At 65.9% G+C, this 25,698-nt stretch carries 23 protein-coding genes; 21 read left to right on the top strand and 2 right to left on the bottom strand.

Annotated elements, in window-relative coordinates; genetic code table 11:
- Positions 1–2 precede the first annotated feature (2 nt).
- Genes IG196_RS19980 through IG196_RS19915 form a run of 14 tightly spaced genes read left to right on the top strand, consistent with a single transcriptional unit; the run spans position 3 to position 14,476 of the window.
- The gene (locus tag IG196_RS19980; RefSeq protein ID WP_099791021.1) at positions 3–1,256 is read left to right on the top strand and encodes an NADH-quinone oxidoreductase subunit D; all 1,254 of its coding nucleotides are present in this window, start codon (positions 3–5) and stop codon (positions 1,254–1,256) included.
- A gap of 10 nt (positions 1,257–1,266) precedes the next feature.
- On the top strand, positions 1,267–1,809 hold the full coding sequence (gene nuoE, locus IG196_RS19975) for an NADH-quinone oxidoreductase subunit NuoE (RefSeq protein WP_099791019.1): 543 nt from the start codon (positions 1,267–1,269) through the stop codon (positions 1,807–1,809).
- Positions 1,809–3,149 carry an NADH-quinone oxidoreductase subunit NuoF gene (gene nuoF, locus IG196_RS19970; RefSeq protein WP_159271073.1) on the top strand — a complete coding sequence of 447 codons (1,341 nt, stop codon included), beginning with the start codon at positions 1,809–1,811 and terminating at the stop codon, positions 3,147–3,149. Before nuoE ends, nuoF begins: the two co-directional genes overlap by 1 nt.
- A 20-nt stretch (positions 3,150–3,169) precedes the next feature.
- Positions 3,170–5,341, top strand: a complete 2,172-nt coding sequence (nuoG, locus tag IG196_RS19965) for an NADH-quinone oxidoreductase subunit NuoG (protein ID WP_192192672.1) — start codon at positions 3,170–3,172, stop codon at positions 5,339–5,341.
- Positions 5,338–6,414, top strand: a complete 1,077-nt coding sequence (nuoH, locus tag IG196_RS19960) for an NADH-quinone oxidoreductase subunit NuoH (protein ID WP_192192670.1) — start codon at positions 5,338–5,340, stop codon at positions 6,412–6,414. The genes nuoG and nuoH overlap by 4 nt, the downstream gene beginning before the upstream one ends.
- A gap of 18 nt (positions 6,415–6,432) precedes the next feature.
- A complete protein-coding gene (nuoI, locus tag IG196_RS19955; protein ID WP_101489708.1) occupies positions 6,433–6,978 on the top strand; it encodes an NADH-quinone oxidoreductase subunit NuoI in 546 nt (181 codons plus the stop codon).
- A 37-nt stretch (positions 6,979–7,015) separates the two neighbouring features.
- The gene (locus tag IG196_RS19950) at positions 7,016–7,672 is read left to right on the top strand and encodes an NADH-quinone oxidoreductase subunit J (RefSeq protein ID WP_192192668.1); all 657 of its coding nucleotides are present in this window, start codon (positions 7,016–7,018) and stop codon (positions 7,670–7,672) included.
- Positions 7,669–7,977 carry an NADH-quinone oxidoreductase subunit NuoK gene (nuoK, locus tag IG196_RS19945; RefSeq protein ID WP_099791009.1) on the top strand — a complete coding sequence of 103 codons (309 nt, stop codon included), beginning with the start codon at positions 7,669–7,671 and terminating at the stop codon, positions 7,975–7,977. The genes IG196_RS19950 and nuoK overlap by 4 nt, the downstream gene beginning before the upstream one ends.
- Positions 7,978–7,984: 7 nt before the next feature.
- Positions 7,985–10,039 carry an NADH-quinone oxidoreductase subunit L gene (gene nuoL, locus IG196_RS19940; protein ID WP_192192666.1) on the top strand — a complete coding sequence of 685 codons (2,055 nt, stop codon included), beginning with the start codon at positions 7,985–7,987 and terminating at the stop codon, positions 10,037–10,039.
- 25 nt (positions 10,040–10,064) lie between these two features.
- Positions 10,065–11,543 (top strand): NADH-quinone oxidoreductase subunit M, encoded by a 1,479-nt coding sequence (locus IG196_RS19935; protein WP_099791005.1) that lies wholly within the window; start codon positions 10,065–10,067, stop codon positions 11,541–11,543.
- A 24-nt stretch (positions 11,544–11,567) separates the two neighbouring features.
- Positions 11,568–13,055 (top strand): NADH-quinone oxidoreductase subunit NuoN, encoded by a 1,488-nt coding sequence (gene nuoN, locus IG196_RS19930; RefSeq protein ID WP_099791003.1) that lies wholly within the window; start codon positions 11,568–11,570, stop codon positions 13,053–13,055.
- Positions 13,056–13,070: 15 nt separating this feature from the next.
- Positions 13,071–13,376: a DUF2818 family protein gene (locus IG196_RS19925; RefSeq protein ID WP_192192664.1), complete on the top strand. Its 306-nt coding sequence runs from the start codon at positions 13,071–13,073 to the stop codon at positions 13,374–13,376.
- 1 nt (position 13,377) lies between these two features.
- On the top strand, positions 13,378–13,983 hold the full coding sequence (locus IG196_RS19920; protein ID WP_192192662.1) for an NUDIX domain-containing protein: 606 nt from the start codon (positions 13,378–13,380) through the stop codon (positions 13,981–13,983).
- 7 nt (positions 13,984–13,990) lie between these two features.
- Entirely contained in the window at positions 13,991–14,476 is a 486-nt protein-coding gene (locus IG196_RS19915; RefSeq protein WP_192192661.1) for a DUF1178 family protein, read from the top strand.
- A 36-nt stretch (positions 14,477–14,512) separates the two neighbouring features.
- On the opposite strand, the gene IG196_RS19910 is transcribed toward IG196_RS19915, so the two are convergent.
- Positions 14,513–16,300, bottom strand: a complete 1,788-nt coding sequence (locus IG196_RS19910) for an ABC transporter transmembrane domain-containing protein (RefSeq protein ID WP_153283066.1) — start codon at positions 16,298–16,300, stop codon at positions 14,513–14,515.
- 78 nt (positions 16,301–16,378) lie between these two features.
- Here IG196_RS19910 and IG196_RS19905 point away from each other — a divergent pair, with 78 nt between their 5' ends.
- From IG196_RS19905 to IG196_RS19890, 4 genes are read left to right on the top strand one after another with little or no spacing between them, the layout of a single operon-like run.
- Positions 16,379–16,915: a MarR family winged helix-turn-helix transcriptional regulator gene (locus IG196_RS19905; protein ID WP_192192659.1), complete on the top strand. Its 537-nt coding sequence runs from the start codon at positions 16,379–16,381 to the stop codon at positions 16,913–16,915.
- Positions 16,908–18,386: an efflux transporter outer membrane subunit gene (locus IG196_RS19900; protein WP_192192657.1), complete on the top strand. Its 1,479-nt coding sequence runs from the start codon at positions 16,908–16,910 to the stop codon at positions 18,384–18,386. The genes IG196_RS19905 and IG196_RS19900 overlap by 8 nt, the downstream gene beginning before the upstream one ends.
- 35 nt (positions 18,387–18,421) lie before the next feature.
- Positions 18,422–19,759, top strand: coding sequence for an efflux RND transporter periplasmic adaptor subunit (locus tag IG196_RS19895; RefSeq protein WP_192192656.1), 1,338 nt, complete (start codon positions 18,422–18,424; stop codon positions 19,757–19,759).
- A gap of 38 nt (positions 19,760–19,797) precedes the next feature.
- The gene (locus IG196_RS19890) at positions 19,798–21,360 is read left to right on the top strand and encodes a DHA2 family efflux MFS transporter permease subunit (RefSeq protein WP_192192654.1); all 1,563 of its coding nucleotides are present in this window, start codon (positions 19,798–19,800) and stop codon (positions 21,358–21,360) included.
- 51 nt (positions 21,361–21,411) lie between these two features.
- On the opposite strand, the gene IG196_RS19885 is transcribed toward IG196_RS19890, so the two are convergent.
- On the bottom strand, positions 21,412–22,611 hold the full coding sequence (locus IG196_RS19885; protein WP_192192652.1) for an AGE family epimerase/isomerase: 1,200 nt from the start codon (positions 22,609–22,611) through the stop codon (positions 21,412–21,414).
- Between the two features lie 345 nt (positions 22,612–22,956).
- Between IG196_RS19885 and IG196_RS19880 the strand changes: the two genes are divergently transcribed.
- From IG196_RS19880 to IG196_RS19870, 3 genes are read left to right on the top strand one after another with little or no spacing between them, the layout of a single operon-like run.
- Positions 22,957–23,727 carry an ABC transporter ATP-binding protein gene (locus tag IG196_RS19880; protein WP_099790985.1) on the top strand — a complete coding sequence of 257 codons (771 nt, stop codon included), beginning with the start codon at positions 22,957–22,959 and terminating at the stop codon, positions 23,725–23,727.
- A gap of 1 nt (position 23,728) precedes the next feature.
- Positions 23,729–24,436, top strand: coding sequence for an ABC transporter ATP-binding protein (locus IG196_RS19875; RefSeq protein ID WP_099790983.1), 708 nt, complete (start codon positions 23,729–23,731; stop codon positions 24,434–24,436).
- 37 nt (positions 24,437–24,473) lie between these two features.
- Complete coding sequence (locus IG196_RS19870; protein WP_192192650.1) at positions 24,474–25,673, top strand: ABC transporter substrate-binding protein; 1,200 nt, start codon at positions 24,474–24,476, stop codon at positions 25,671–25,673.
- Positions 25,674–25,698: the final 25 nt, after the last annotated feature.

Genomic DNA, 25,698 nt, shown 5'->3' with positions numbered 1-25,698 from the left:
ATATGGCCGAAATCAAGAACTACACACTCAACTTCGGTCCCCAGCACCCCGCAGCACACGGCGTGCTGCGCCTGGTGCTCGAGCTGGACGGCGAAGTGATCCAGCGTGCCGACCCTCACATCGGCCTGCTGCACCGCGCGACCGAGAAGCTCGCCGAATCGCGCACCTTCATCCAGTCGCTGCCCTACATGGACCGCCTCGACTACGTGTCGATGATGTCCAACGAGCACGCCTACTGCCTCGCCATCGAGCGGATGATGGGCCTGGATGTGCCGATCCGCGCGCAGTACATCCGCGTGATGTTCGCCGAGATCACCCGCCTGCTGAACCACCTGTTGTGGCTGGGTGCGCACGGTCTCGACTGCGGTGCGATGAACATGCTCATCTACTGCTTCCGCGAGCGTGAAGACCTGTTCGACATGTACGAGGCCGTGTCCGGCGCGCGCATGCACGCGGCGTACTTCCGTCCGGGCGGCGTCTACCGCGACCTGCCGGATTCGATGCCGCAGTACAAGGTCAGCAAGATCAAGAACGCGAAGGCGATCGAGCGCCTGAACGAGAACCGCCAGGGTTCGCTGCTCGACTTCATCGACGACTTCTGCAAGCGCTTCCCGAAGATGGTCGACGAGTACGAGACGCTGCTCACCGACAACCGCATCTGGAAGCAGCGCACCGTAGGCATCGGCGTGGTCACGCCGGAGCGCGCGCTGAACCTCGGTTTCACCGGCCCGATGCTGCGTGGCTCGGGCGTCGAATGGGACCTGCGCAAGAAGCAGCCCTACGACGTCTACGACCAGATGCTGTTCGACGTGCCCGTCGGCAAGACCGGCGACTGCTACGACCGCTACCTCGTGCGCGTGGAAGAGATGCGCCAGGCCAACAAGATCATCCAGCAGTGCTCGGCATGGCTGCGCGTGAATCCGGGTCCGGTCATCACCGACAACCACAAGGTCGCCGCGCCTGCGCGCGAATCGATGAAGGCGAACATGGAGGAGCTGATCCACCATTTCAAGCTCTTCACCGAAGGCTTCCACGTGCCCGAAGGCGAAGCGTATGCCGCCGTCGAGCATCCCAAGGGCGAGTTCGGCATCTATCTCGTGAGTGACGGCGCCAACAAGCCGTACCGCCTGAAGATCCGCGCCCCGGGCTTCCCGCACCTCGCTGCCCTCGACGAAATGTCGCGCGGCCACATGATCGCCGACGCTGTCGCGGTGATCGGCACGATGGACATCGTGTTCGGCGAAATCGACAGGTGAGAAAGAGCGAATGACGACTTCCTCAACCCATCACCATGACGCGGTGCCTTCGGCGCCGTTGAAGGCCGCCATCCTCGAGCGCTTTGCGCGCGAGGTCGCGAAGTACCCCGAAGCCGGAAAGCAGTCGGCCGTGATGGCCTGCCTCGCCATCGTCCAGCAGGACGAAGGCTTCGTGAGCGTGCAGCGCGAGCGCGAGATCGCCGCCTACCTCGGCATGGCGCCCATCGCCGTGCACGAAGTGACGACCTTCTACAACATGTACAACCAGCATCCGGTGGGCAAGTTCAAGCTCAACGTGTGCACCAACCTGCCGTGCCAGCTGCGCGACGGCGTGACCGCGCTGGTCCACCTCGAGAAGAAGCTCGGCATCAAGATGGGCGAGACCACGGCCGACGGCCTGTTCACGTTGCAGCAGAGCGAATGCCTCGGCGCCTGCGCCGATTCGCCTGTGATGCTGGTCAACGACCGCACCATGTGCAGCTTCATGAGCAACGACAAGCTCGACCAGCTCATCGACGGTTTGCGCAGTGCCAAGCCAGGGGAGGCTTCGTGATGACGCCCGAACAGGTTCTCTCGCAATTCCAGGCCACCGGTGTCCAGACCTGCTTCCATGACCGCCACATCGGCGCTCAGATCTATGCAGGCCTCGACGGCACCAACTGGCATCTGGCCGACTACGAGGCACGCGGCGGCTACCAGGCGCTGCGCAAGATCCTCACTGAGGGCCTCACGCCCGACCAGGTGATCGCCGAAGTGAAGGCCTCGGGCCTGCGTGGCCGTGGCGGCGCCGGCTTCCCGACCGGCCTGAAGTGGAGCTTCATGCCCCGCCAGTTCCCGGGCCAGAAGTACCTCGTCTGCAATTCGGACGAAGGCGAGCCCGGCACGTGCAAGGACCGCGACATCCTGCAGTTCAACCCGCACATCGTGATCGAAGGCATGGCCATCGCCGCGTATGCGATGGGCATCAGCGTGGGCTACAACTACATCCACGGCGAGATCTTCCAGAGCTACGATCGCTTCGAGGCCGCCCTCGAAGAGGCGCGCGCCGCGGGCTATCTTGGCGACAAGATCATGGGCAGCACGTACAACTTCCAGTTGCACGCGGCCCACGGCTTCGGTGCCTACATCTGCGGCGAAGAAACCGCGCTGCTCGAATCGCTCGAAGGCAAGAAGGGCCAGCCGCGCTTCAAGCCGCCGTTCCCGGCGAGTTTCGGCCTGTATGGCAAGCCGACCACCATCAACAACACCGAGACCTTCGCGGCGGTGCCCTGGATCATCCGCAATGGCGGCCAGGCCTACCTCGAGTGCGGCAAGCCGAACAACGGCGGCACCAAGATCTACTCGGTGAGCGGTGACGTCGAGTTGCCCGGCAACTACGAAGTGCCCATGGGCACACCGTTCTCCAAGCTGCTCGAACTGGCTGGCGGCGTGCGCAAGGGTCGCACGCTCAAGGCAGTGATTCCCGGCGGTTCGTCGTCGCCGGTGCTGCCGGCCGACATCATGATGGCCTGCACCATGGACTACGACTCCATCGCCAAGGCCGGCTCCATGCTGGGTTCGGGCGCCGTGATCGTCATGGACGACAGCCGCTCGATGGTCGAGTCGCTCAAGCGCCTCTCGTACTTCTACATGCATGAGTCGTGCGGCCAGTGCACTCCCTGCCGCGAAGGCACGGGCTGGCTCTACCGCGTGGTGGACCGCATCCACAACGGCCAAGGCAAGCCCAGCGACATGCAGCTGCTGGACTCCGTGGCCGGCGACATCATGGGCCGCACCATCTGTGCGCTCGGCGATGCGGCAGCGATGCCCGTGCGCGCCATGATCAAGCACTTCCGCCATGAGTTCGAGGCCCTGATTCCGGGTCACGTCCCGACGGCACCCGTCAAGGCCTGAGTGCGAGAAGAAACACAGACATGATCGAAATCGAACTCGACGGCAAGAAGGTCGAAGTGACCGAAGGCAGCATGGTGATGCATGCGGCCGAAAAGGCGGGCACCTACATTCCGCACTTCTGCTATCACAAGAAACTCAGCATCGCGGCCAACTGCCGCATGTGCCTGGTCGACGTGGAAAAGGCGCCCAAGCCGATGCCGGCCTGCGCCACGCCCGTTACGCAGGGCATGATCGTTCGCACCAAGAGCGACAAGGCCATCAAGGCCCAGCAGTCCGTCATGGAGTTCCTGCTGATCAACCACCCGCTCGACTGCCCCATCTGCGACCAGGGCGGCGAATGCCAGCTGCAAGACCTGGCTGTCGGCTACGGCGGTTCTTCTTCGCGTTACGAAGAAGAAAAGCGCGTCGTGTTCCACAAGGACGTCGGCCCGCTGATCAGCATGGAAGAAATGAGCCGCTGCATCCATTGCACGCGCTGCGTCCGTTTTGGCCAGGAAGTGGCCGGCGTGATGGAGCTCGGCATGTCGCATCGCGGCGAGCACTCCGAAATCGAAACCTTCCTCGGCGACTCGGTCGACTCCGAACTGTCGGGCAACATGATCGACATCTGCCCGGTCGGCGCGCTCACGAGCAAGCCGTTCCGCTACAGCGCCCGCACCTGGGAGCTGTCGCGCCGCAAGTCGGTGAGCCCGCACGACTCCACTGGTGCCAACCTGATCGTCCAGGTCAAGAACAACCGCGTGATGCGCGTGGTGCCGCTCGAGAACGAAGACGTCAACGAATGCTGGATTGCCGACCGCGACCGCTTCTCGTACGAAGCGCTCAACGGCACGGAACGCCTGACGCAGCCCATGCTGAAGCAGGGCGGCCAATGGCAGCAGGTCGACTGGCAGACGGCGCTCGAGTACGTCGCCAATGGCCTCAAGCAGATCAAGACCGACCACGGTGCGCAGAGCATCGGCACGCTGGTCAGCCCGCACAGCACGCTCGAAGAGCTGCAGCTCGCCGCCATGCTCACGCGTGAACTCGGCAGCGACAACATCGACTACCGTCTGCGCAACGCCGAATTCACGGCCTTCGAAGGCGTGCGTTGGCTCGGCACATCGATCGCCTCGCTCACGCAAGTGCAGCGCGCGCTGGTCGTCGGCTCGAACCTGCGCAAGGAACACCCGCTGTTTGCACAGCGCATCCGCCAGGCCGTGCGCAAGGGCGCCGCGCTGTCGGTGATCACCTCGTCCAGCCTCATGGCCGACCGCGGTGCCTGGGCCATCGACGTGGCGCAAGCGTCCATCGTCGAAGCCGACCAATGGGTCGAGGTGCTGGCCGCCGTGGCCGCTGCCATTGGCCAGACCAACGGCGCTGCCGCACCGCTGGCACCGAAGAACGAACCAGATGCCGCCGCACAAGCCATCGCAGCCTCGCTGCTGAGCGGCGAGCGCAAGGCGATCCTGCTCGGCAATGCCGCCGCGCACCACGCGCAAGCCAGCAGCCTGCTGGCCCTCGCGAACTGGATCGGCGCACAGACCGGCGCCACCGTCGGCTACCTGACCGAAGCGGGCAACACCGTGGGCGCACAGCTCGTCGGCGCCTTCCCGCAGAACGGCGGCCTCGATGCCGGCCGCATGCTCGCCGCAGGCTCGGGCCTCAAGGCCGTGCTGCTGCTGAACACCGAACCGGTGTTCGACTCGGCCGCCGGTGCTGCCGCGGCCGATGTCATCGGCAATGCGCAGATGGTGGTCACGCTGAGCCCCTTCAAGGCCAACCTCGAATTCAGCGACGTGCTGCTGCCCATCGCCCCGTTCACCGAAACGCCCGGCACCTTCGTCAATGCCGAAGGCCGCCTGCAGGGTTTCCATGCCGTCGTGAAGCCGCAAGGCGAAACGCGTCCGGCGTGGAAGGTGCTGCGCGTGCTCGCGAATCTGCTCGGCCTGCCGGGCTTCGCCTTCGAATCGACCGCCGAGGTGCTGGCCACCGTGGGCGACAAGGGCGCCATGCCGGCGAATGCGCTGAGCAACGCCACGTCCGTCAAGGCCGTGGCCGCCAGCGGCCCCGTGGCTGCGCCCGTGGTCGCGAGCATCTACCAGCTCGACTCGATCGTGCGCCGCGCACCGTCGCTGCAACTGACGGCCGACGCGCGCAACGCATCGGCCGCACCAGTCGCACCGGCCCAGGCCGAGGAGGCACTGGCATGATCGACACCATTCATGGCTTCGGCCTGGGGCTGGTTGCCGCAGGCTGGTGGACCGCCGTCGTCTGGCCCGTGATCTGGACGCTGATCAAGATCATCGTCGTCGTGATTCCGCTGATGGGCGCCGTGGCGTACCTCACGCTGTGGGAACGCAAGGCCATCGGCTTCACGCAGATCCGCGTGGGCCCGAACCGCATCGGGCCGCTGGGCCTGCTGCAGCCGATCGCCGACGCGCTCAAGCTGATGACCAAGGAAATCATTCTTCCGACGGTCGCCAACAAGGGGCTGTTCCTGCTCGGCCCCATCATGACCATCATGCCGGCGCTCGCCGCATGGGCCGTGATTCCCTTCGGCCCCGATGTGGCGCTGGCCAACATCAATGCCGGCCTGCTGTTCGTGATGGCCATCACCTCGCTCGAGGTGTACGGCGTGATCATCGCAGGCTGGGCCTCGAACTCGAAGTACGCCTTCCTGGGCGCGCTGCGCGCCTCGGCACAGATGGTGAGCTACGAAATCGCGATGGGCTTCTGCTTCGTCGTGGTGCTGATGGTCACGGGCAGCCTGAACATGTCCGACATCGTGACGGTGCAGGGCAAGGGCATGTTCCAGGACCTGGGCATCGGCTTCCTGTCGTGGAACTGGCTGCCGCTGCTGCCGATCTTCGTCGTCTACTTCATCTCGGGCCTGGCCGAAACCAACCGTCACCCGTTCGACGTGGTGGAAGGCGAGTCCGAAATCGTGGCCGGCCACATGATCGAGTACTCGGGCATGAGCTTCGCGATGTTCTTCCTGGCCGAGTACGCCAACATGTGGCTCGTCTCGATCCTGACCGTCATCCTGTTCCTCGGTGGATGGCTGCCGCCGTTCGAGTTCCTGAGCTTCATTCCGGGCTGGATCTGGCTGGGCCTCAAGACCTTCTGCGTGGTCACCATGTTCCTGTGGGTGCGCTCGACGTTCCCGCGCTTCCGTTACGACCAGATCATGCGTCTGGGCTGGAAGATCTTCATTCCCGTCACCCTGGTGTGGCTGGTCGTGGTCGGTGGCTGGATGCAGACGCCGTTCAACATCTGGAAATAAGCAGGAAGCGACGACATCATGACTGCTTCACACACCGCCGGGGGGCTCTCGCGCTCCTCCAAGCTGGCCTCCGCACCGTTCTCGCTCAAGGACTTCCTGGGCAGCTTCATGCTGTTCGAGCTGTTCAAGGGCCTGGCCATCACGGGCAAGTACGCCTTCGCGCGCAAGATCACCGTGCAGTTCCCCGAAGAGAAGACGCCGCTGTCGCCGCGCTTCCGTGGCCTGCACGCGCTGCGCCGCTACGAGAACGGCGAAGAGCGCTGCATCGCCTGCAAGCTGTGCGAGGCCGTGTGCCCCGCGCTGGCCATCACCATCGAATCCGACGTGCGTGACGACGGCTCGCGCCGCACCACGCGCTACGACATCGACCTGACCAAGTGCATCTTCTGCGGCTTCTGCGAAGAAAGCTGCCCGGTCGATTCGATCGTCGAGACGCACATCTTCGAATACCACGGCGAAAAACGCGGCGACCTGTACTTCACCAAGGACATGCTGCTGGCCGTGGGCGACCGCTACGAAAAAGAAATCGCGGCGAACAAGGCGGCCGACGCCAAGTACCGCTGAGCCGGCTCCGCTCGAAACCCGTACCAATCGAATTCCAATGGACGTCAAGACCGGTCTGTTCTATCTCTTTGCCGCGGTGCTGCTGTTTGCAGCCTTCCGCGTCATCACCTCCCGCAACCCCGTGTACGCCGCGCTGTACCTGGTGCTGGCCTTCTTCCAGGCCTCGGCCATCTGGCTGCTGCTGCGTGCCGAATTCCTTGCGATCGCACTGGTGCTCGTGTACGTCGGCGCCGTGATGGTGCTGTTCCTGTTCGTCGTGATGATGCTGGACATCGACGTCGACGGCCTGCGAGAGGGCTTCTGGAAGCACTTCCCGCTGGCCGCAGGCGTCGGCGCGCTCATTGCGCTCGAAATGGCGGCCGTGCTCATGGGCGGCTTCCGCCTGGGCGAAGGCCCGCGCGCCATGGCAACGACCTCGCCCAACAGCTCGAACACGCTTGAGCTGGGCAAGCTGCTGTATTCCGAATACCTCTATCCGCTGGAAATCGCCGCGGTCATCCTGCTGGTGGCCATCATTGCCGCCATTGCACTGACGCTGCGCACCCGCAAGGACAGCAAGTACGTCAACCCGTCGGACCAGGTGCGCGTGAAGGCGCGCGACCGCGTGCGCATCGTGCAGATGCCCGTCACGCGTGCGGCCGAGCCGGTGGTTGAGGCCCCGGCAGCGGATGCTGCAAAGGAAACCAAGGCATGACGATCACGCTCGGACACTTTCTCTCGCTCGGCGCGATGCTCTTCGCGCTGTCGGTGATCGGCATCTTCCTGAACCGCAAGAACCTGATCGTGCTGCTCATGGCCATCGAGCTGATGCTGCTCGCGGTCAACATGAACTTCGTGGCCTTCTCGCACTACCTGGGCGACATGCACGGCCAGATCTTCGTGTTCTTCATCCTGACGGTGGCAGCGGCCGAATCGGCCATCGGCCTCGCGTTGCTGGTCCTGTTGTTCCGCAACAAGTCGAGCATCAACGTCGACGAACTCAACTCGCTCAAGGGTTGACAGCAGTATGAGCGCAACCCTTTCCGCATCCACCTTGCTGGCCGTGCCGCTGGCACCTCTGGTCGGCGCCGCACTTGCCGGTCTGTTCGGCACGAAGTTCGGCGGCAACCACATCGGCCGCAAGGTCACGCATTCGCTGACCATCCTGGGCGTGTTCGTCGCCTTCGTGATCTCGGCGCTGACGCTGAAGTCGGTCATCGTCGACGGAGCCCGCTTCAACCAGACGCTCTACGAGTGGATGATCGTCGGCGGGCTGAAGATGGAAGTCGGCTTCCTGGTCGACGGCCTCACGGCCATGATGATGTGCGTCGTGACCTTCGTGTCGCTGATGGTCCACATCTACACCATCGGCTACATGGAAGAAGACGACGGCTACAACCGCTTCTTCTCGTACATCTCGCTGTTCACCTTCTCGATGTTGATGCTCGTCATGAGCAACAACATGCTCCAGCTGTTCTTCGGCTGGGAAGCGGTGGGCCTGGTGTCGTACCTGCTGATCGGCTTCTGGTTCAACAAGCCCACGGCCATCTTCGCGAACATGAAGGCCTTCCTGGTCAACCGCGTGGGCGACTTCGGCTTCATCCTGGGCATCGGCCTGATTGCCGCCTATGCAGGCACGCTGAACTACACCGAAGCCTTCGCCAAGGCCAACATGCTGGCCGGCATCACCTTCCCGGGCACCGAGTGGATGCTCATCACGGTGATCTGCATCTGCCTGTTCATCGGCGCGATGGGCAAGAGCGCCCAGTTCCCGCTGCACGTGTGGCTGCCCGACTCGATGGAAGGCCCGACCCCCATCTCGGCGCTGATCCACGCGGCAACGATGGTGACGGCCGGCATCTTCATGGTGGCGCGCATGTCGCCGCTGTTCGAGCTGAGCGACACGGCCCTGAGCTTCATCCTCGTGATCGGGGCCATCACCGCGCTGTTCATGGGCTTCCTGGGCATCATCCAGAACGACATCAAGCGCGTGGTCGCGTACTCGACGCTCTCGCAGCTCGGCTACATGACCGTGGCACTCGGTGCCTCGGCCTACTCGGTCGCGGTGTTCCACCTGATGACGCACGCCTTCTTCAAGGCACTGCTGTTCCTCGGCGCGGGCTCGGTGATCATCGGCATGCACCACAACCAGGACATCCGCTGGATGGGCGGCGTGCGCAAGTACATGCCCATCACCTGGATCACCTCGTTGCTGGGTTCGCTCGCGCTCATTGGTACGCCGCTTTTCTCGGGCTTCTACTCGAAGGACAGCATCATCGAGGCCGTGCACGAAAGCCACCTGTGGGGCGCGCAGTTCGCCTACTACGCGGTGTTGGCCGGCGTGTTCGTGACGGCGTTCTACTCGTTCCGCATGTACTTCCTGGTCTTCCACGGCAAGGAACGCTACGACCAGAACCCCGATGCGCACCATGACGACCATGCGCACGATGGACATGGCGATCACGGCCACGACAATCACGGCCATGGCCACGACGCCCACAAGCCGCACGAATCGCCGATGGTGGTCTGGCTGCCGCTGGTGCTGCTGGCGATCCCTTCGGTGGTGATCGGCTTCATGACCATCGACCCGATGCTGTTCGGCAGCTTCTTCAAGGACGCGATCTTCGTCGACGGTGCCAAGCACCACGCGATGGGCGAGCTGAAGGAAGCCTTCCACGGCCCGGTCGCCATGGCGATCCACGGCCTGCAGACCGCACCGTTCTGGCTGGCGCTGGCGGGCGTGGCGCTCTCGTACTACATGTACATGATGAACCCGGCGCTGCCGGCCGCCATCAAGCGGACGTTCGGTCCGGTCTATCGACTGCTCGAGAACAAGTACTACATGGACTGGTTCAACGAGAACGTCATTGCCCGCGGTACCCGCATGCTCGGTACCGGCCTGTGGAAGGGCGGTGACCAGGGCCTGATCGACGGCACGATCGTCAACGGGTCCTGGAAGGTGGTGGGGCGCGTCGCAGGTGTCATCCGCTGGCTGCAGACGGGCTTCATCTACCACTACGCCTTTGCGATGCTGCTGGGCATCTTCATCCTGATGACGTACTTCGTCTGGTTCAAACGTTGAGCCCGAACGCTGGAGAAAAAGAAAAATGGGTTTGTTGAGCCTTGCCATCTGGGTGCCGATCGCATTCGGCGCTGCGCTGCTGGCGTTTGGCCGCGACGAGCACGCCAAGGGCGTGCGCTGGGTCGCGCTCGTCGGTGCCATCGTGAGCTTCCTGGTCACGGTGCCGCTGTTCATGCGCTTCCAGAACGGAACCGCCGCGATGCAGTTCGTCGAGAAGACGAGCTGGATCTCGCGCTTCAACGTCAACTACCACCTGGGCATCGACGGCATGTCGCTGTGGCTGGTGCTGTTGACCTCCTTCATCACGGTCGTGGTCGTGATCTCGGCCTGGGAAGTGATCACCGAGCGCGTGAACCAGTACATGGGCGCGTTCCTGATCCTGTCAGGTTTCATGATCGGCGTGTTCTCGGCGCTCGACGGCATCCTGTTCTACGTGTTCTTCGAAGCCACGCTGATCCCGATGTACCTGATCATCGGCATCTGGGGCGGCCCGAACAAGATCTACGCGGCGTTCAAGTTCTTCCTGTACACGCTGCTCGGCTCGCTGCTGATGCTGGTCGCGCTGATCTTCCTGTACAACAAGTCGGGCGGCAGCTTCGACATCCTGAGCTGGCACAAGCTGCCGCTGGGGTCGACCGCGCAGACCTTCCTGTTCTTCGCCTTCTTCGCGGCCTTTGCCGTCAAGGTGCCGATGTGGCCGGTCCACACCTGGCTGCCCGACGTGCACGTCGAGGCCCCCACGGGTGGTTCGGCCGTGCTGGCCGCGGTCATGTTGAAGCTCGGTGCCTACGGTTTCCTGCGCTTCTCGATGCCCATCGCGCCTGACGCTTCGCACGAATGGGCGTGGCTGATGATCGCGCTGTCGCTCATCGCCGTGATCTACGTGGGCCTCGTTGCGCTGGTGCAGCAGGACATGAAGAAGCTGGTGGCGTACTCGTCGGTCGCCCACATGGGCTTCGTGACGCTGGGCTTCTTCATCTTCAACGAGCTCGGCGTGTCCGGCGGCATCGTGCAGATGATTGCCCACGGCTTCGTGTCGGGCGCCATGTTCCTGGGCATCGGCGTGCTGTACGACCGCGTGCACTCGCGCCAGATCGCCGACTACGGCGGCGTGGTCAACACCATGCCCAAGTTCGCCGCGTTCGCGCTGCTGTTCGCCATGGCCAACTGCGGCCTGCCGGGCACCGCCGGTTTCGTGGGCGAGTGGATGGTCATCCTGGGCGCCGTGAAGGCCAACTTCTGGATCGGTCTTGGCGCTGCCACCGCACTGATCTTCGGCGCCGCCTACACCCTGTGGATGTACAAGCGCGTGTACCTGGGCCCGGTCGCCAACGACCACGTCAAGGAACTGAAGGACATCAACGCCCGCGAGTTCCTGATGCTGTCGCTGCTGGCGATCGCCGTGCTCTGGATGGGCCTGTATCCGAAGCCTTTCACCGACGCGATGGATGCCTCCGTCGTCGAGCTTCTGCGCCATGTGGCGATTTCGAAGCTGCCCGTCTGATGCCACGCTGAAGAAGAGAACGAGATGATTGACAAACTCAGCTGGGTGACGATCTACCCCGAAATCGTGTTGCTGGTCATGGCCTGCATCATTGCGCTGGTCGACCTGTCGGACACGAGCCCGCGCCGCACCCGCACCTACATCCTGACGCTGCTCACGCTGGCGGCGGTGGCTGTGCTCACGGGCCTGGCCGCTGTCGGCGGCAAGACCGCCTACGGCTTCGGCGGCATGGTGGTGAGCGACTCGATGGGCAACTGGCTCAAGTGCTTCGCCTCGCTCGCCCTGATGGTGACGCTGGTCTACGGCCGTCCCTACGCGGCCGACCGCGAGATGCTGCGCGGCGGCGAGTTGTTCACGATCAGCATGCTGGCACTGCTGGGCATGTTCGTGATGATCGGCGGCAGCAACTTCCTGCTGATCTACCTCGGTCTCGAATTGCTCACGCTGTCGAGCTACGCGCTCGTGGCCCTGCGCCGCGACAACGCGGTGGCCAGCGAAGCCGCCATGAAGTACTTCGTGCTCGGCGCGATGGCCAGCGGCTTCCTGCTGTACGGCCTGTCGATGATGTACGGCGCGACCGGCTCGCTCGACCTGAACGAAGTCTTCAAGGCGATCTCGACCGGCAAGGTGAACCACCAGGTGCTGGTGTTCGGCCTGGTCTTCATCGTGGCGGGCCTGGCCTTCAAGGTCGGTGCTGCACCGTTCCACATGTGGGTGCCCGACGTCTACCAGGGTGCGCCGACGGCGGTCACGCTGCTGATCGGTGCCGCGCCTGAGCTGGCTGCCTTCGGCATCATCATCCGCCTGCTGGTCGACGGCCTGCAGCCCTTGGCCATCGACTGGCAGCAGATGCTGGCCGTGCTGGCGATCGCCTCGCTGGTGATCGGCAACCTGGCCGCCATTGCGCAGAGCAACCTCAAGCGCATGCTGGCCTACTCGACCATCGCGCAGATGGGCTTCATGCTGCTGGGCCTGGTGGCGGGTTCCGACCAGCAGGGCACGCAGAACGCGCAGGCCGCCTACAGCGCCTCGATGTTCTACGTCATCACCTACGTGCTGACCACGCTGGCGAGCTTCGGCATCATCCTGCTGCTGGCGCGCGAAGGCTTCGAAAGCGAAGAGATCACCGACCTGGCCGGCCTGAACCAGCGCAGCCCGCTGTACGCCGGCGTGATGGCCATCGCGATGTTCTCGCTGGCCGGCCTGCCGCCGCTCGTCGGCTTCTACGCGAAGCTGGCCGTGCTGCAGGCGCTGATCGCCTCGGGTGCCGCCATCTACATCGGCCTGGCGGTGTTCGCCGTGATCATGTCGCTGATCGGCGCCTTCTACTACCTGCGCGTGGTCAAGGTCATGTACTTCGACGCACCCGTCACGGCGACCACCGTGTCGGCCTCGTTCGACGTGCGCACCGTGCTCACGATCAACGGCGCGCTGATCCTGATTCTTGGCGTGCTGCCCGGCGGTCTGATGACGCTGTGCTACGACGCCATCGCGGCCACGCTGGCCCACTGACGCGGCCCCCACACGGTGTCGCAATCCGCGTCGGTCTGGGTGGTGCTGCTGGTGGCCCTGGCGGCCGCCAATCTGCCGTTCCTCAATGAGCGCCTGTTCGGGGCGGTGCCGCTGTCGGCCAAGCACAAGTCGCTCGCCATTCGCTTCGGCGAACTGGTGGTGCTGTACTTCATTGCCGGCGGCATCGGCCTGCTGTTCGAACGCAGGGCAGGGCAGATCGCGCCCCAGGGCTGGGAGTTCTACGCGGTGACGGCCTCGCTGTTCGTCGTGCTGGCCTTCCCGGGATTCACCTGGCGCTACCTGATGAAGCACAGGCACTGACATGACTTCTCCCATCGCCGATTCGCATCTGAAGGAAGCGCTCGTCAGCAGCGAAGAGCTCTTCAAGGGCAAGTTCCTGCACGCCAAGCGAGACACCATCCGCCTGCCCGACGGCCACAGCGCCACGCGCGAGTACGTGGTGCATCCGGGTGCGGTGGTGGTGATTCCGTTGCTCGACGACGGCCGCGTGGTGCTGGAACGCCAGTTCCGCTACCCGGTGGACCGCGTGATCGTCGAGTTTCCCGCGGGCAAGCTCGACGCCGGCGAAGATCCGCTGCTGTGCGGGCGGCGCGAACTGCTCGAGGAAACCGGCTACACCGCGCGCGAATGGGCGCATGCGGGGGCCACGCACCTGGCGGTGGCGTACTCGACCGAGATCATCCACATCTACTTTGCACGCGGCCTCTCGCTGGGCGAGCGCCAGCTCGACCACGGCGAGTTTCTCGACGTGTTCACCGCCACGCCGCAGGAGCTCATCGGCTGGTGCCGCGACGGCACCGTGACCGACGCGAAGACGCTCACCTGCGCCCTGTGGCTGCAGAACGTCCTCTCGGGCGCATGGGCACTGGATTGGCAGGCCGCAGCCTCGCAAGGCGGCGCGGGATAATCCGCGCATGAAGGTCCTCGATCTCCGCTGCACGCACGGCCACGGCTTCGAGGGCTGGTTCGCGTCCAACGAGGCGTTCGACAGCCAGCTCGCGAGCGGCTTGGTCGAGTGCCCGGTCTGCGGCGACACCGCCATCGTCAAGCTGCTGAGTGCGCCGCGCCTGAATCTGAGCAACGCCAAGGCGCCGAAGGAAGAAGGGCGCGACGCGAGCCACACGCCGTCGGCACCTGCATCGCCATCCACTCAAGTACCGGCAGCAACCTCGACTTCACCTGAAGCCCGTTGGATGCGCGCCGTGCGCGAAGTGCTGGCCAAGACCGAAGACGTCGGCGACCGCTTTGCCGACGAGGCGCGCAGGATGCACTACGGCGAAACCGCCGAGCGCGGCATTCGCGGCCAGGCCACGCCGGAGCAGACCGAAGCATTGCTCGACGAAGGCATTCCGGTGATGGCGCTGCCGATTCCGGCAGCGCTGAAAGAAACCCTGCAGTAACCGACGGGCTCGACGAGCCCGTCCAGTCCGGCCCGCTCAGGCCGTGAACTGCAGCGCGGCCAGCCGCGCGTACACGCCGCCTTGCGCCACCAGCGCCGCGTGCGTTCCCTGTTCAACGATGCCGCCGTGGTCCAGCACGATGATGCGGTCGGCCTTCTGCACGGTCGCCAGGCGGTGGGCGATCACGAGCGTGGTGCGGTTTTCCATCGCTGATTCCAGCGCGGCCTGCACCATGCGTTCGCTCTCGGCGTCGAGCGCGCTGGTGGCTTCGTCCAGCAGCAGCAGCGGCGGGTTCTTCAGGATGGCCCGCGCGATGGCGATGCGCTGGCGCTGGCCGCCCGACAGCCGCACGCCGCGTTCACCCAGGAAGGTGTCGTAGCCCTCGGGCAGCGCCTGCAGGAAGTCGTGCGCGAAGGCAGCGCGCGCCGCCGCATGCACTTCATCGGCGCTGGCCTCGGGCCGGCCGTAGCGGATGTTCTCGAAGGCGCTGGCCGAGAAGATCACCGCGTCCTGCGGCACGAGGCCGATGCGGGTGCGCAGGTCGTGCAGGGCGAGTGCGTCCAGTGATGCGCCGTCGAGCACGATGCGGCCCGACTGCGGGTCGTAGTAGCGCAGCAGCAGCTGGAACACCGTGCTCTTGCCCGCGCCGCTCGATCCCACCAGCGCCACGGTTTCGCCCGGCGCGATGTCCAGGCTGAAGTCGCGCAGCGCCGGCGTGCCCGGCCGCGAGGGGTAATGGAAGGTGATCGCGTCGAAGCGGATGGCGCTGCCCGCGGCGGGAACGGGCGCGACCGCCGGCCGTGCGGGTGAGGCGATGGCCGTCGGCGCGTGCAGCAGTTCCATCAGGCGCTCGGTGGCGCCGGCCGCGCGCAGCAGGTCGCCGTACACCTCGCCGAGCACCGCGGTGGCGCTCGCGAGGATCGCCACGTAGACCACGGTCTGGCCCAGGTGGCCGGCCGTGATGTCGCCGCGCAGCACGGCCTGCGTGCCTTCGTACAGGCCCCACAGCAGCGCCGCCGAGGTGGCGATGATGATGAAGGCCACGAGCACCGAGCGCGCGCGCGTGCGGCGCACGGCAGTCTGAAAGGCGTTTTCGGTCGAGCCGTTGAAGCGGTCGGCCTCGCGGCCCTCAGCGGTGTAGCTCTGCACCACGGGAATCGCGTTCAGCACCTCGGCCGCGATGGCGCTCGAGTCGGCCACGCGGTCCTGGCTGGCGCGCGAGAGCTTGCGCACGCGGCGGCCGAACCACATGCTCGGCAGCACCACCAGCACCAAGATGCCCAGCACCTGCACCATCACATAAGGGTTGGTCCAGACCAGCACCGCCAGCGCGCCCACGCCCATGACGGCGTTGCGCAAGCCCATGCTCAGTGACGAGCCGACGACCGTCTGCACGAGCGTGGTGTCGGCCGTGAGGCGCGACAGCACCTCGCCGGTCTGCGTGGTCTCGAAGAAGGCCGGGCTCTGCTGCAGCACGTGGCCGTAGACCGCGTTGCGCAGGTCGGCCGTGACGCGCTCGCCGAGCCAGCTCACCGTATAGAAACGCGCGGCCGAAAACAGGCCCAGCGCCACGGCCACCGCGAAGAGGGCGCCGAAGTGTTCGCGCAGCGCCATGGTCTGCGCGCCCTTGTCGGCGCTGACCAAGCCGCCGTCAATCAGGCTGCGCAAGGCGATAGGGAATGCCAGCGTCGTGACGGCCGCCATCACCAGGAAGACCCCCGCCAGGACGATCTGCACGCGGTAGGGGCGAAGGAAGGGGCGCAACCCCGACAGCGAGCGGGGCGAACCCTTGGCTGCGGAGGACGACGGAGGGGAAGAAGCCATGGGCGCGGATTCTACCGAGCCCTTGCCTTCACAAAGGTCGCCTTGACAGTAATTGCCATGGCAGCTAATATTTTCGGCATGAGCGATGCCCCCATTTCCCCGGTTCCTCCGACGCCCGACGAGGCCGTGCGCCCGCCGGCCGACTTCTATCGCGCCGAGGACTACCGCGCCGAAGAGAGCATTGGTTACCTGATGCGCCGCATCGTCACGTCCGTGGGCCAGACGGTCGGCACGCGCATGTGCGAACCCGGCAGCCCCACCTATCCGCAGTGGGTGCCGCTGTACAAGCTGCACGCCGGCGCCGCCACCACCGTGGCCGAACTCGCCCGCGCCTGCGAGCTCGACACCGGCGCCATGACGCGCCTGCTCGACCGCCTCGAGGCCAAGGGCCTGTGCCGCCGCGTGCGCTCGCTCGAAGACCGCCGCGTGGTCAACATCGAACTCACCGACGAAGGCCGCGCGGCCGCGAAGGAAGTGCCCTATGTGCTGAGCCGGGTGCAGAACGAGTACCTGGCCGGCTTCACCACCGAAGAATGGGAGCAGCTCAAGGACTACTTGCGCCGCATCCTCGACAACGCACAGGGCCTCGCGGCCCGTGGAGAGAAGAATGACTGAGTCTTTCGCCGTGCGCGCGCTGCGTCGCACGCCTGTCGTGGCCGCCGCGCTGGCGGTGGTCGCGCTCGCCGGCTGCGCCGACATGGCCGGCATCGGCTCGCACGCCACGCTGCGCGATGCGTCCACGCTCGGCATTGCGGCCGATCCCGCGCGCGCCACCGTGCCCGCCCTCGACAGCCAGTGGTGGCAGGCCTTCGGCGACAGCCAGCTCAATGCGCTGGTCGACCAGGCCGTGGCCGGCAACCCGAATCTGCAGGTCGCGCGTGCGCGTCTCGTGCGTGCCCAGGCCTCGGCGGACATCGCCGGCGCGGCGCTGCTGCCCAAGGTCGGCGCCGACCTCAACCTGAACCGCCAGAAGTTCAACAGCAACTACATCTACCCGGCGCCGCTGGGCGGCTCGACGCAGAACATCGGCCTGCTGCAGCTCGGCGCGAGCTGGGAGCTCGACTTCTTCGGCAAGAACCGCAGCGCGCTCGACACCGCCCTCGGCGCAGCCAATGCCGCCGCAGCCGACGCCGATGCCGCGCGCGTGCTGCTCGCGAGCAACGTGGCGCGCAGCTACTTTCAGTGGGCGCGCCTGAACGAACAGGTCGAGGTGGCCAAGCGCACGCTGGCCCAGCGCGACGAAACCTTCAAGCTGGTGCGCGACCGCGTCTCGGCCGGCCTCGACACGCGCCTCGAACTGCGCCAGAGCGAAGGCGGCCTGCCTGAAGCACGCCAGCAGATCGAAGCGCTCAACGAGCAGATCGCGCTGCAACAGCACGCGCTCGATGCGCTCGTGGGGCAGCCCAATGTGTCGGCCTCACTCAAGCCGCCGGTACTCGCCGGCGTGAAACCGATGGCGCTGCAGGCGAACATTCCGGCCGACCTGCTGGGCCGCCGCGCCGACATCGCCGCCGCGCGCTGGCGCGTCGAAGCGGCCACCAGCGACGTGGCCAATGCCAAGACCCAGTTCTATCCCAACGTGAACCTCACGGCCTTTGCCGGCTTCCAGAGCCTGGGCTTTGGCAAGTTGCTCAAGTCGGGCAGCGAGCAGTGGGGCGTGGGCCCGGCCATCCACCTGCCGATTTTTGAAGGCGGGCGCCTGCGTGCCAACCTGCGCGGCAAGTCGGCCGACCTCGACGTGGCCATCGAAAGCTACAACGCCACCGTGCTCGACGCCGTGCGCGACGCGGCCGACCAGGTGTCGAGCGCGCAGTCGATCACGCGCCAGCAGACCGAGCAGCACGCCGCGCAGACGGCCGCCGAAGGCGCCTACGACATTGCCGTGCAGCGCTACCGCGCGGGCCTGGGCAACTACCTCAACGTGCTGACCGCCGAAACCGCCGTGCTGGCCCAGCGCCGGCTCGCGGTCGACCTGGCGGCCCGCGCCCTCGACACGCAGGTGGGCCTGGCGCGCGCCCTGGGCGGCGGCTGGCAACCGCCGGCCACCGCCACGGCGTCGGCGCCGACGGCCGCCACCCAGAACTGATTTGCTGATCCGCCTTCTTCGGAAAGAACTCCATCATGAGCGATAACAACACTCCGACATCCGCTTCCATCCCGTCTTCCAACGCGCCCACCACCGCAGCGCCCGAGGCGCCTGCCAGCAACGGCAAGCGCCGCCGCGCACTCACCGTCCTCGCCGCCGTGGTGGTGGTCGCCGGTGGCGGCTGGGGCCTGTACGAATGGCTGGTCGCCAGTCATTACGAGAACACCGACAACGCCTACGTGCAGGGCAACGTCATCCAGATCACGCCGCAGATCGGCGGCACGGTCATGGCCATCGGCGCCGACGACACCGACTTCGTGAAGGCCGGCCAGCCGCTGGTGCAGCTCGACCCGGCCGACGCCAAGGTCGCGCTCGAGCAGGCCGAGGCCGCGCTCGCGCAGGCCGTGCGCCAGGTGCGCACGCTGTACGCCAACAACGGCTCGCTGGCCGCGCAGGTCACGCTGCGCCAGTCCGACATCGCCAAGGCCCAGAGCGACATCGCCAAGGCGCAGGACGACCTGCAGCGCCGCCGCGCGCTGTCGGGCAACGGCGCCGTGTCGAAGGAAGAACTCAACCACGCCGAGACGCAACTGGCCAACGCCAAGAGCGCACTGGCCGCCGCACAGGCCGGCGTGGTCGCCGCGCGCGAGGCACTGGCCAGCAACCAGTCGCTGACCGAAGGTACCAGCGTGCCCCAGCACCCGAGCGTGCTGGCCGCTGCGGCCAAGGTGCGCGAGGCCTACCTCGCCACGCAGCGCGTGGCCATGCCCGCACCGGTCGACGGCTACGTCGCCAAGCGCACCGTGCAGCTGGGCCAGCGCGTGGCTGCCGGCACGCCGATGATGTCGATCGTGCCGCTGCACCAGCTGTGGGTCGACGCCAACTTCAAGGAAGTGCAGCTGCGCAACATCCGCATCGACCAGCCCGTGAAGCTCACCGCCGACGTGTACGGCAAGAAGGTCGAGTACACCGGCAAGGTGGCCGGCCTGGGCGTGGGCACCGGCGCCGCCTTTGCGCTGCTGCCGGCACAGAACGCCACCGGCAACTGGATCAAGGTGGTGCAGCGCGTGCCCGTGCGCATCGCGCTCGACCCCGAGCAGCTCAAGGCCAACCCGCTGCGCATCGGCCTGTCGATGGATGCCGAGATCGACATCACGCAGAAGACCGGCAAGATGTTGGCCGACGCGCCGCGCAGCACCGCCTTCGCGCAGACGCAGGTCTACAGCCAGCTCGACCGCGGCGCCGACGCCGAGGTGGAACGCATCGTGGCCGCCAACCTCGGTCGCGGCGCGCCCACGGCGGCCGTGAGCCGCCCGGCCGCAGCCACTGCGGCACCGGCCGCGCACGTCGCCACGCAGGGCCAGCCGGGCTGATCGCAGCGCGGATTCGCTGAACCTTCACAGCTCGCGCCATGGCCACTGCTGCTCCTGCTTACATCGCGCACCCCCCGCTCGAGGGCTCCGCCCGCGTGTGGGGCACGGTCGCGCTGTCCGCCGCCACCTTCATGAACGTGCTCGACTCGTCGATCGCCAACGTGTCGCTGCCGGCCATCTCGGGCGACCTTGGCGTGAGCACCACGCAAGGCACCTGGGTCATCACCAGCTTCGCGGTGGCCAACGCCATCGCGGTGCCGCTCACGGGTTTCATGACCCAGCGCTTCGGCCAGGTGCGCCTGTTCATGGCCAGCGTGATCCTGTTCATGATCGCTTCGCTGCTGTGCGGCCTGGCGCCCAACATGACCACGCTCATCCTGTTCCGCGCGCTGCAGGGCTTCGTGGCGGGGCCGATGATTCCGCTGTCGCAGACGCTGCTGCTGTCGAGCTACCCGCGCGCCAAGGCGGGCCTGGCCATGGCCATGTGGTCGATGACCACGCTGGTTGCGCCGGTGATGGGGCCGCTGCTCGGCGGCTGGATCACCGACAACATCTCGTGGCCGTGGATCTTCTACATCAACATCCCAGTCGGCATCGTGGCCGCGGCCATCACCTGGACGCTGTATCACAAGCGCGAGAGCAAGACGCACAAGGTGCCGATCGACGCCATCGGGCTGGCGCTCCTGGTGCTGTGGGTCGGCTCGATGCAGCTCATGCTCGACAAGGGCAAGGAGCTCGACTGGTTCCACTCCGCCGAAATCGTCACGATGGCCGTGGTGGCCGTGGTCGGCTTCGCCTTCTTCCTGGTCTGGGAGCTGACCGACAAGCACCCGGTGGTCGACCTGTCGCTGTTCAAGCGCCGCAACTTCTGGTCGGGCGCGGTGGCCACCGCCATCGCCTACGGCCTGTTCTTCGGAAACGTGGTGCTGCTGCCGCTGTGGCTGCAGCAGTGGATGGGCTACACCGCCACGCAGGCGGGGATGATCATGGCGCCCGTGGGCATGCTGGCGATCTTCTTCTCGCCCGTGGTGGGCCTCACGGTGGCCAAGATCGATCCGCGCCGCTACGCGACCTTCTCGTTCCTGGTGTTCGCGCTGGTGCTGTGGATGCGCTCGAACTTCAACACGCAGGCCGACTTCGTGACGATCATCATCCCGACGATCATCCAGGGCATCGCGATGGCGTTCTTCTTCATTCCGCTCGTGACCATCACGCTGTCGGGCCTCACGCCCGACCGCATCCCGGCCGCGTCGGGGCTGTCGAACTTCCTGCGGATCACGGCGGGCGCCATGGGCACGTCGATTGCCACCACGCTGTGGGACAGCCGCGCGGCGCTGCACCACGCGCAGCTCGTGGAGTCGGTGAACCCGGGCAACAGCGCGGCCACCAGCGCCATCGCGGGGCTGACGGGCAGCGGCTTCAGCACCGAGCAGGTGCTCGGCCAGATCAACCGCCTTGTCGACCAGCAGGCGTTCATGCTCGCAACGAACGACATCTTCTATGCCTCGGCCGTGCTGTTCCTGCTGCTGATTCCGCTGGTGTGGCTGGCGCGACCGCAAAAGGGCGGCGCGGGCGGCGATGCGGCCGCCGGCGCGCACTGACAACACGCCTCCTCCTCATCACCCCAGGCTCCTTCGGGACCCTGGGGTTTTTTACGCGCCGAGCACTTTCAGCACGTCATGGCACGCACCCATCGTGTGGTAGTCCGTCTTCCCCGCCGGGCTCTTCTCGTCGCTGACCTTCGCGTTCTGCGGCGTGAGGATGCGGTACCACGCACCGTGCGCATGGTCGACGAAGTGGTTCCAGCTGTAGGCCCAGATCCGGTCGTACCAGTCCCAGTAGCCCGCGTCGCCCGTGCGCACCGCGAGCAGGGCGGCGGCGGCGAAGCTCTCGGCCTGCACCCAGAAGTACTTGTCGCCGTCGCACACCGCGCCGTCGGGACCGAAGCCGTAGACCAGCCCGCCGTGCGTCGCGTCCCAGCCGCGCTGCATCGCGGTATCGAAGAAATGTCGCGCACGCGGCACGATCCATTCGGTGCCGGGCGCGTCGGGTCCGAGGTGGCTGTCGAGCTGCAGCAGCAGCTTGGTCCATTCGGTGAGGTGGCCGGTCTGGAAGCCCCAGGGCCGGAAGATGTTGGTCTTGTCGCCGCGGTTGTAGTCCCAGTCGACCGACCAGTCCTCGCGGTAGTGCTCCCACACCAGCCCGTCGGCGAGCGCGGCCTGCCGGCCCGTGATGCTTTCGGCCAGCGTGCGCGCGCGGTCCAGGTAGAAGGGCTCGCGCGTGGCGTCGTAGGCCGCGAGCATCGCCTCGCAGGCGTGCATGTTGGCGTTCTGGCCGCGGTAGGGGCCGACCTGCCAGCTTGGCGTGGCTTCGTCCGCGTACAGCTGGTGCGCCGGCTCCCAGAAATGCTGTTCCATCAGCTCGCGGGTGCGCGCGAGGCCGGCGCGCGCCTCCTCGACGCCGGCCATCAGCGCATGCGCGTGCGCGAGCAGCACGAAGGCCAGGCCGTAGCAATGTTGCGTGCCGTCCTGCACGGTGGCTTGATGGCCATCCCAGTCGATCTGCCATGCATAGCCACCATTCGGCTGCGCATGCGCGGTCTGCAGGAACGCGAGGCCGTGCCGCACCGCCGCGAGGTCGTCGGGCCGGCCGAAGCGGCGCCATGCCATCGCGTGGTTTAACACGAAGCGCGTGCTGCTCACGAGGTGGCGCGTGCGGCGGTCGTACACCGTGCCGTCGTCCTTGAAGAAATGGAAGAAGCCGCCCGAGGCATCGCGGCTGCGCGGCGCGTAGAACGCCAGCGTGTGCGCGATGTGGCCGGCGAGGAATTCGGGCGAGCGGAAGTTCGGCATGGCAGTGGGGGGATTCAATCCGGGTGAAAGAGCATCGTTGCAGTGCAGCGAACGCGCAAGTTTTCCACGAAGGGCGCAGGCGTGCGCGAGCGCCTCATCACTGCGCATGTGCACGCCTCGCGCGTTCGCCGGTGTGTGTGTTGCGGTGCGCAATGTCGTCGGGACGACAGTCGTTTGCCCGGGGGTGGTGCGCCTTGTGAATGGTTGCAGTGCAGCATAGGCATTTGCCCCAGTATGCAATTGCATAGCAGCCCCCAACAATCGGTCCGCGCTCGCTGGTGGCGCACGCATTGAGATGGACCGCATGACCGATTTCTTTTTTCCGCACACGGACGACGCCGCGAGATGAGCGACGTCATTCTTGAAACACGCCAGCTCACCAAGGAATTCAAGGGATTCACCGCGGTCAGCAAGGTTGACCTCTCGGTGAAGCGCGGCTCGATCCACGCGCTCATCGGCCCCAACGGTGCCGGCAAGACGACCTGCTTCAACCTGCTCACGAAGTTCCTCGAGCCGACCGCGGGCACGATCCTGTTCAACGGGCACGACATCACAGGCGAACGCCCGGCGCAGATCGCGCGACGCGGCGTGATCCGTTCGTTCCAGATCTCCGCCGTGTTCCCGCACCTCACGCTGCTCGAGAACGTGCGCCTGGGCCTGCAGCGCAAGCTCGGCACCTCGTACCACTTCTGGAAGAGCGAGAAGTCGCTCAAGCCGCTCGATGCGCGCGCCCGCGAACTGCTCGCCGAGGTGGGCCTCGAAGACCTGGCCGACGAGCAAACGGTGAACCTGCCCTACGGCCGCAAGCGCGCGCTCGAGATCGCCACCACGCTGGCCATGGAACCCGAACTGATGCTGCTCGACGAACCCACGCAGGGCATGGGCCACGAAGACGTGCACCGCGTGGCCGAGCTCATCAAGCGCGTGTCGGCCGGACGCACCATCCTGATGGTCGAACACAACATGAGCGTGGTCTCGACCATTGCCGACACCATCACGGTGCTGCAGCGCGGCGCCGTGCTGGCCGAAGGCCCGTACGCCGAAGTCTCGAAGAACCCGCAGGTGATGGAGGCCTACATGGGCACCACCGACGGCCAGATGCAGGGCGCGCACTGACATGACCGCTGCACTCGAAATCAAGGGCCTGCAGGCCTGGTACGGCGAATCGCACGTGCTGCACGGCGTCGACATGGTCGTGCAGCCGGGCGAAGTCGTCACGCTGCTGGGCCGCAATGGCGCGGGCCGCACGACGACGATGCGCGCCGTGATGGGACTCACCGGCGCCCGCAAGGGCAGCATCAAGGTCAACGGCGTCGAGACCATCTCGATGGCGACGCACCGCATCGCGCACCTGGGCATCGGCTATTGCCCCGAAGAGCGCGGCATCTTCGCCAGCCTCTCGTGCGAAGAAAACCTGATGCTGCCGCCCGAGCTGAAAGGCGCGGGGCCGGGCATGTCGGTCGACGAGATCTACGCCATGTTCCCCAACCTCGCGGAGCGCCGCCACAGCCAGGGCACGCGCCTGTCGGGCGGCGAGCAGCAGATGCTCGCGGTGGCGCGCATCCTGCGCACTGGCGCCAAGCTGCTCTTGCTCGACGAGATTTCCGAAGGCCTTGCGCCCGTCATCGTGCAGGCGCTGGCCCGCATGATCACCACGCTGCGCGCCAAGGGCTACACCATCGTCATGGTCGAGCAGAACTTCCGCTTCGCCGCGCCGCTGGCCGACCGCTTCTACGTGATGGAGCACGGCCGCATCGTCGAGAAATTCGGCGCTGCCGAACTCGAAGCCAAGATGCCCGTGCTGACCGAGCTGCTCGGCGTCTGAGTTCTTTCACCCCTTCTTGCTACTGCCGGAGACATCCATGAAAAATCAGCTCACCGCTTTCGCCCTGGCTTTCACCGCACTGGCGCTCGCAGCGTCCGCCCAGGCGCAAGGCCAGGACAAGGTCAAGATCGGCTTCATCACCGACATGTCGAGCCTGTACGCCGACCTCGAAGGCAAGAACGGCGCGCTGGCGATCCAGATGGCCATCGACGACTTCGGCGGCAAGGCCGCCGGCAAGCCGGTCGAGCTGCTCACCGTCGACCACCAGAACAAGCCCGACATCGCCGCCTCGAAGGCGCGCGAGTGGATCGACACGCAAGGCCTGAGCATGGTCTTCGGCGGCACCAATTCGGGTGTCGGCCTGGCGCTGGCCAAGGTCGCGGCCGAGAAGAAGCGCGTGTACTTCAACAACGGCGCGGCCTCGTCGGTGCTCACCAATGAACAGTGCTCGCCCTACACCGTGCACTACGCCTACGACACCGTCGCGCTCGCCAAGGGCACCGGCGCCGCAGTGGTCGACGGCGGCGGCAAGACCTGGTTCTTCCTGACGGCCGACTACGCCTTCGGCCACGCACTCGAAGCCGACACCTCCACCGTCGTGAAGGCCAAGGGCGGCACGATCGTCGGCGCGGTGCGCCACCCGCTCAACGCGTCCGACTTCTCCTCGTTCCTGCTGCAGGCGCAGAACTCCAAGGCGCAGATCCTCGGCCTGGCCAATGCAGGCGGCGACACCGTCAACAGCATCAAGGCGGCGAAAGAATTCGGCATCGGCAAGACCATGAAGCTGGCCGGCCTGCTGATATTCTTGAGCGACGTGCACAGCCTGGGCCTGAAGAACACCGAAGGCCTGCAGTTCACCACCAGCTGGTACTGGGACCTGAACGACGACACGCGCAAGTTCGCCAAGCGCTTCTTCGACAAGACCAAGCGCATGCCCACCGAAATCCAGGCCGCCGACTACTCGGCCACCATGACCTACCTCAAGGCCGTGGACGCCGCCAAGACCGACGATGCCGACAAGGTCATGGCCGAGCTCAAGAAGATGAAGATCAACGACTTCTTCGGCTCCGGCCAGATCCGTCCCGACGGCCGCTACGTGCACGACATGTACCTGATGCAGGTCAAGTCGCCCGCCGAATCGAAGACGCCGTGGGACTACTACAAGCTCGTGAAGAAGCTGCCCGGCGACACGGTGTTCACCACCAAGGCCGATTCCAAGTGCGCGCTCTGGAAGTGACGCGACACCCCCGAACACCCCCACA

It is taken from the genome of Variovorax sp. 38R (assembly GCF_014843395.1).
Taxonomy (GTDB): domain Bacteria; phylum Pseudomonadota; class Gammaproteobacteria; order Burkholderiales; family Burkholderiaceae_C; genus Variovorax; species Variovorax paradoxus_H.
This window is presented reverse-complemented; position numbering and strand designations above follow the sequence as displayed.

Excerpts from the sequence above, each read along its gene's own strand:
- IG196_RS19870 (WP_192192650.1), top strand. The coding sequence starts at position 24,474 with ATGAAAAATCAGCTCACCGCTTTCGCCCTGGCTTTCACCGCACTGGCG.
- IG196_RS19920 (WP_192192662.1), top strand. The coding sequence starts at position 13,378 with ATGACTTCTCCCATCGCCGATTCGCATCTGAAGGAAGCGCTCGTCAGC.
- IG196_RS19895 (WP_192192656.1), top strand. The coding sequence starts at position 18,422 with ATGAGCGATAACAACACTCCGACATCCGCTTCCATCCCGTCTTCCAAC.
- IG196_RS19890 (WP_192192654.1), top strand. The coding sequence starts at position 19,798 with ATGGCCACTGCTGCTCCTGCTTACATCGCGCACCCCCCGCTCGAGGGC.
- IG196_RS19905 (WP_192192659.1), top strand. The coding sequence starts at position 16,379 with ATGAGCGATGCCCCCATTTCCCCGGTTCCTCCGACGCCCGACGAGGCC.
- nuoL (WP_192192666.1), top strand. The coding sequence starts at position 7,985 with ATGAGCGCAACCCTTTCCGCATCCACCTTGCTGGCCGTGCCGCTGGCA.
- IG196_RS19935 (WP_099791005.1), top strand. The coding sequence starts at position 10,065 with ATGGGTTTGTTGAGCCTTGCCATCTGGGTGCCGATCGCATTCGGCGCT.
- nuoE (WP_099791019.1), top strand. The coding sequence starts at position 1,267 with ATGACGACTTCCTCAACCCATCACCATGACGCGGTGCCTTCGGCGCCG.
- nuoK (WP_099791009.1), top strand. The coding sequence starts at position 7,669 with ATGACGATCACGCTCGGACACTTTCTCTCGCTCGGCGCGATGCTCTTC.
- IG196_RS19910 (WP_153283066.1), bottom strand. The coding sequence starts at position 16,300 with ATGGCTTCTTCCCCTCCGTCGTCCTCCGCAGCCAAGGGTTCGCCCCGC.
- nuoH (WP_192192670.1), top strand. The coding sequence starts at position 5,338 with ATGATCGACACCATTCATGGCTTCGGCCTGGGGCTGGTTGCCGCAGGC.
- IG196_RS19880 (WP_099790985.1), top strand. The coding sequence starts at position 22,957 with ATGAGCGACGTCATTCTTGAAACACGCCAGCTCACCAAGGAATTCAAG.
- nuoG (WP_192192672.1), top strand. The coding sequence starts at position 3,170 with ATGATCGAAATCGAACTCGACGGCAAGAAGGTCGAAGTGACCGAAGGC.
- IG196_RS19950 (WP_192192668.1), top strand. The coding sequence starts at position 7,016 with ATGGACGTCAAGACCGGTCTGTTCTATCTCTTTGCCGCGGTGCTGCTG.
- IG196_RS19980 (WP_099791021.1), top strand. The coding sequence starts at position 3 with ATGGCCGAAATCAAGAACTACACACTCAACTTCGGTCCCCAGCACCCC.
- nuoI (WP_101489708.1), top strand. The coding sequence starts at position 6,433 with ATGACTGCTTCACACACCGCCGGGGGGCTCTCGCGCTCCTCCAAGCTG.
- IG196_RS19885 (WP_192192652.1), bottom strand. The coding sequence starts at position 22,611 with ATGCCGAACTTCCGCTCGCCCGAATTCCTCGCCGGCCACATCGCGCAC.
- IG196_RS19915 (WP_192192661.1), top strand. The coding sequence starts at position 13,991 with ATGAAGGTCCTCGATCTCCGCTGCACGCACGGCCACGGCTTCGAGGGC.
- nuoN (WP_099791003.1), top strand. The coding sequence starts at position 11,568 with ATGATTGACAAACTCAGCTGGGTGACGATCTACCCCGAAATCGTGTTG.
- IG196_RS19900 (WP_192192657.1), top strand. The coding sequence starts at position 16,908 with ATGACTGAGTCTTTCGCCGTGCGCGCGCTGCGTCGCACGCCTGTCGTG.
- nuoF (WP_159271073.1), top strand. The coding sequence starts at position 1,809 with ATGACGCCCGAACAGGTTCTCTCGCAATTCCAGGCCACCGGTGTCCAG.
- IG196_RS19875 (WP_099790983.1), top strand. The coding sequence starts at position 23,729 with ATGACCGCTGCACTCGAAATCAAGGGCCTGCAGGCCTGGTACGGCGAA.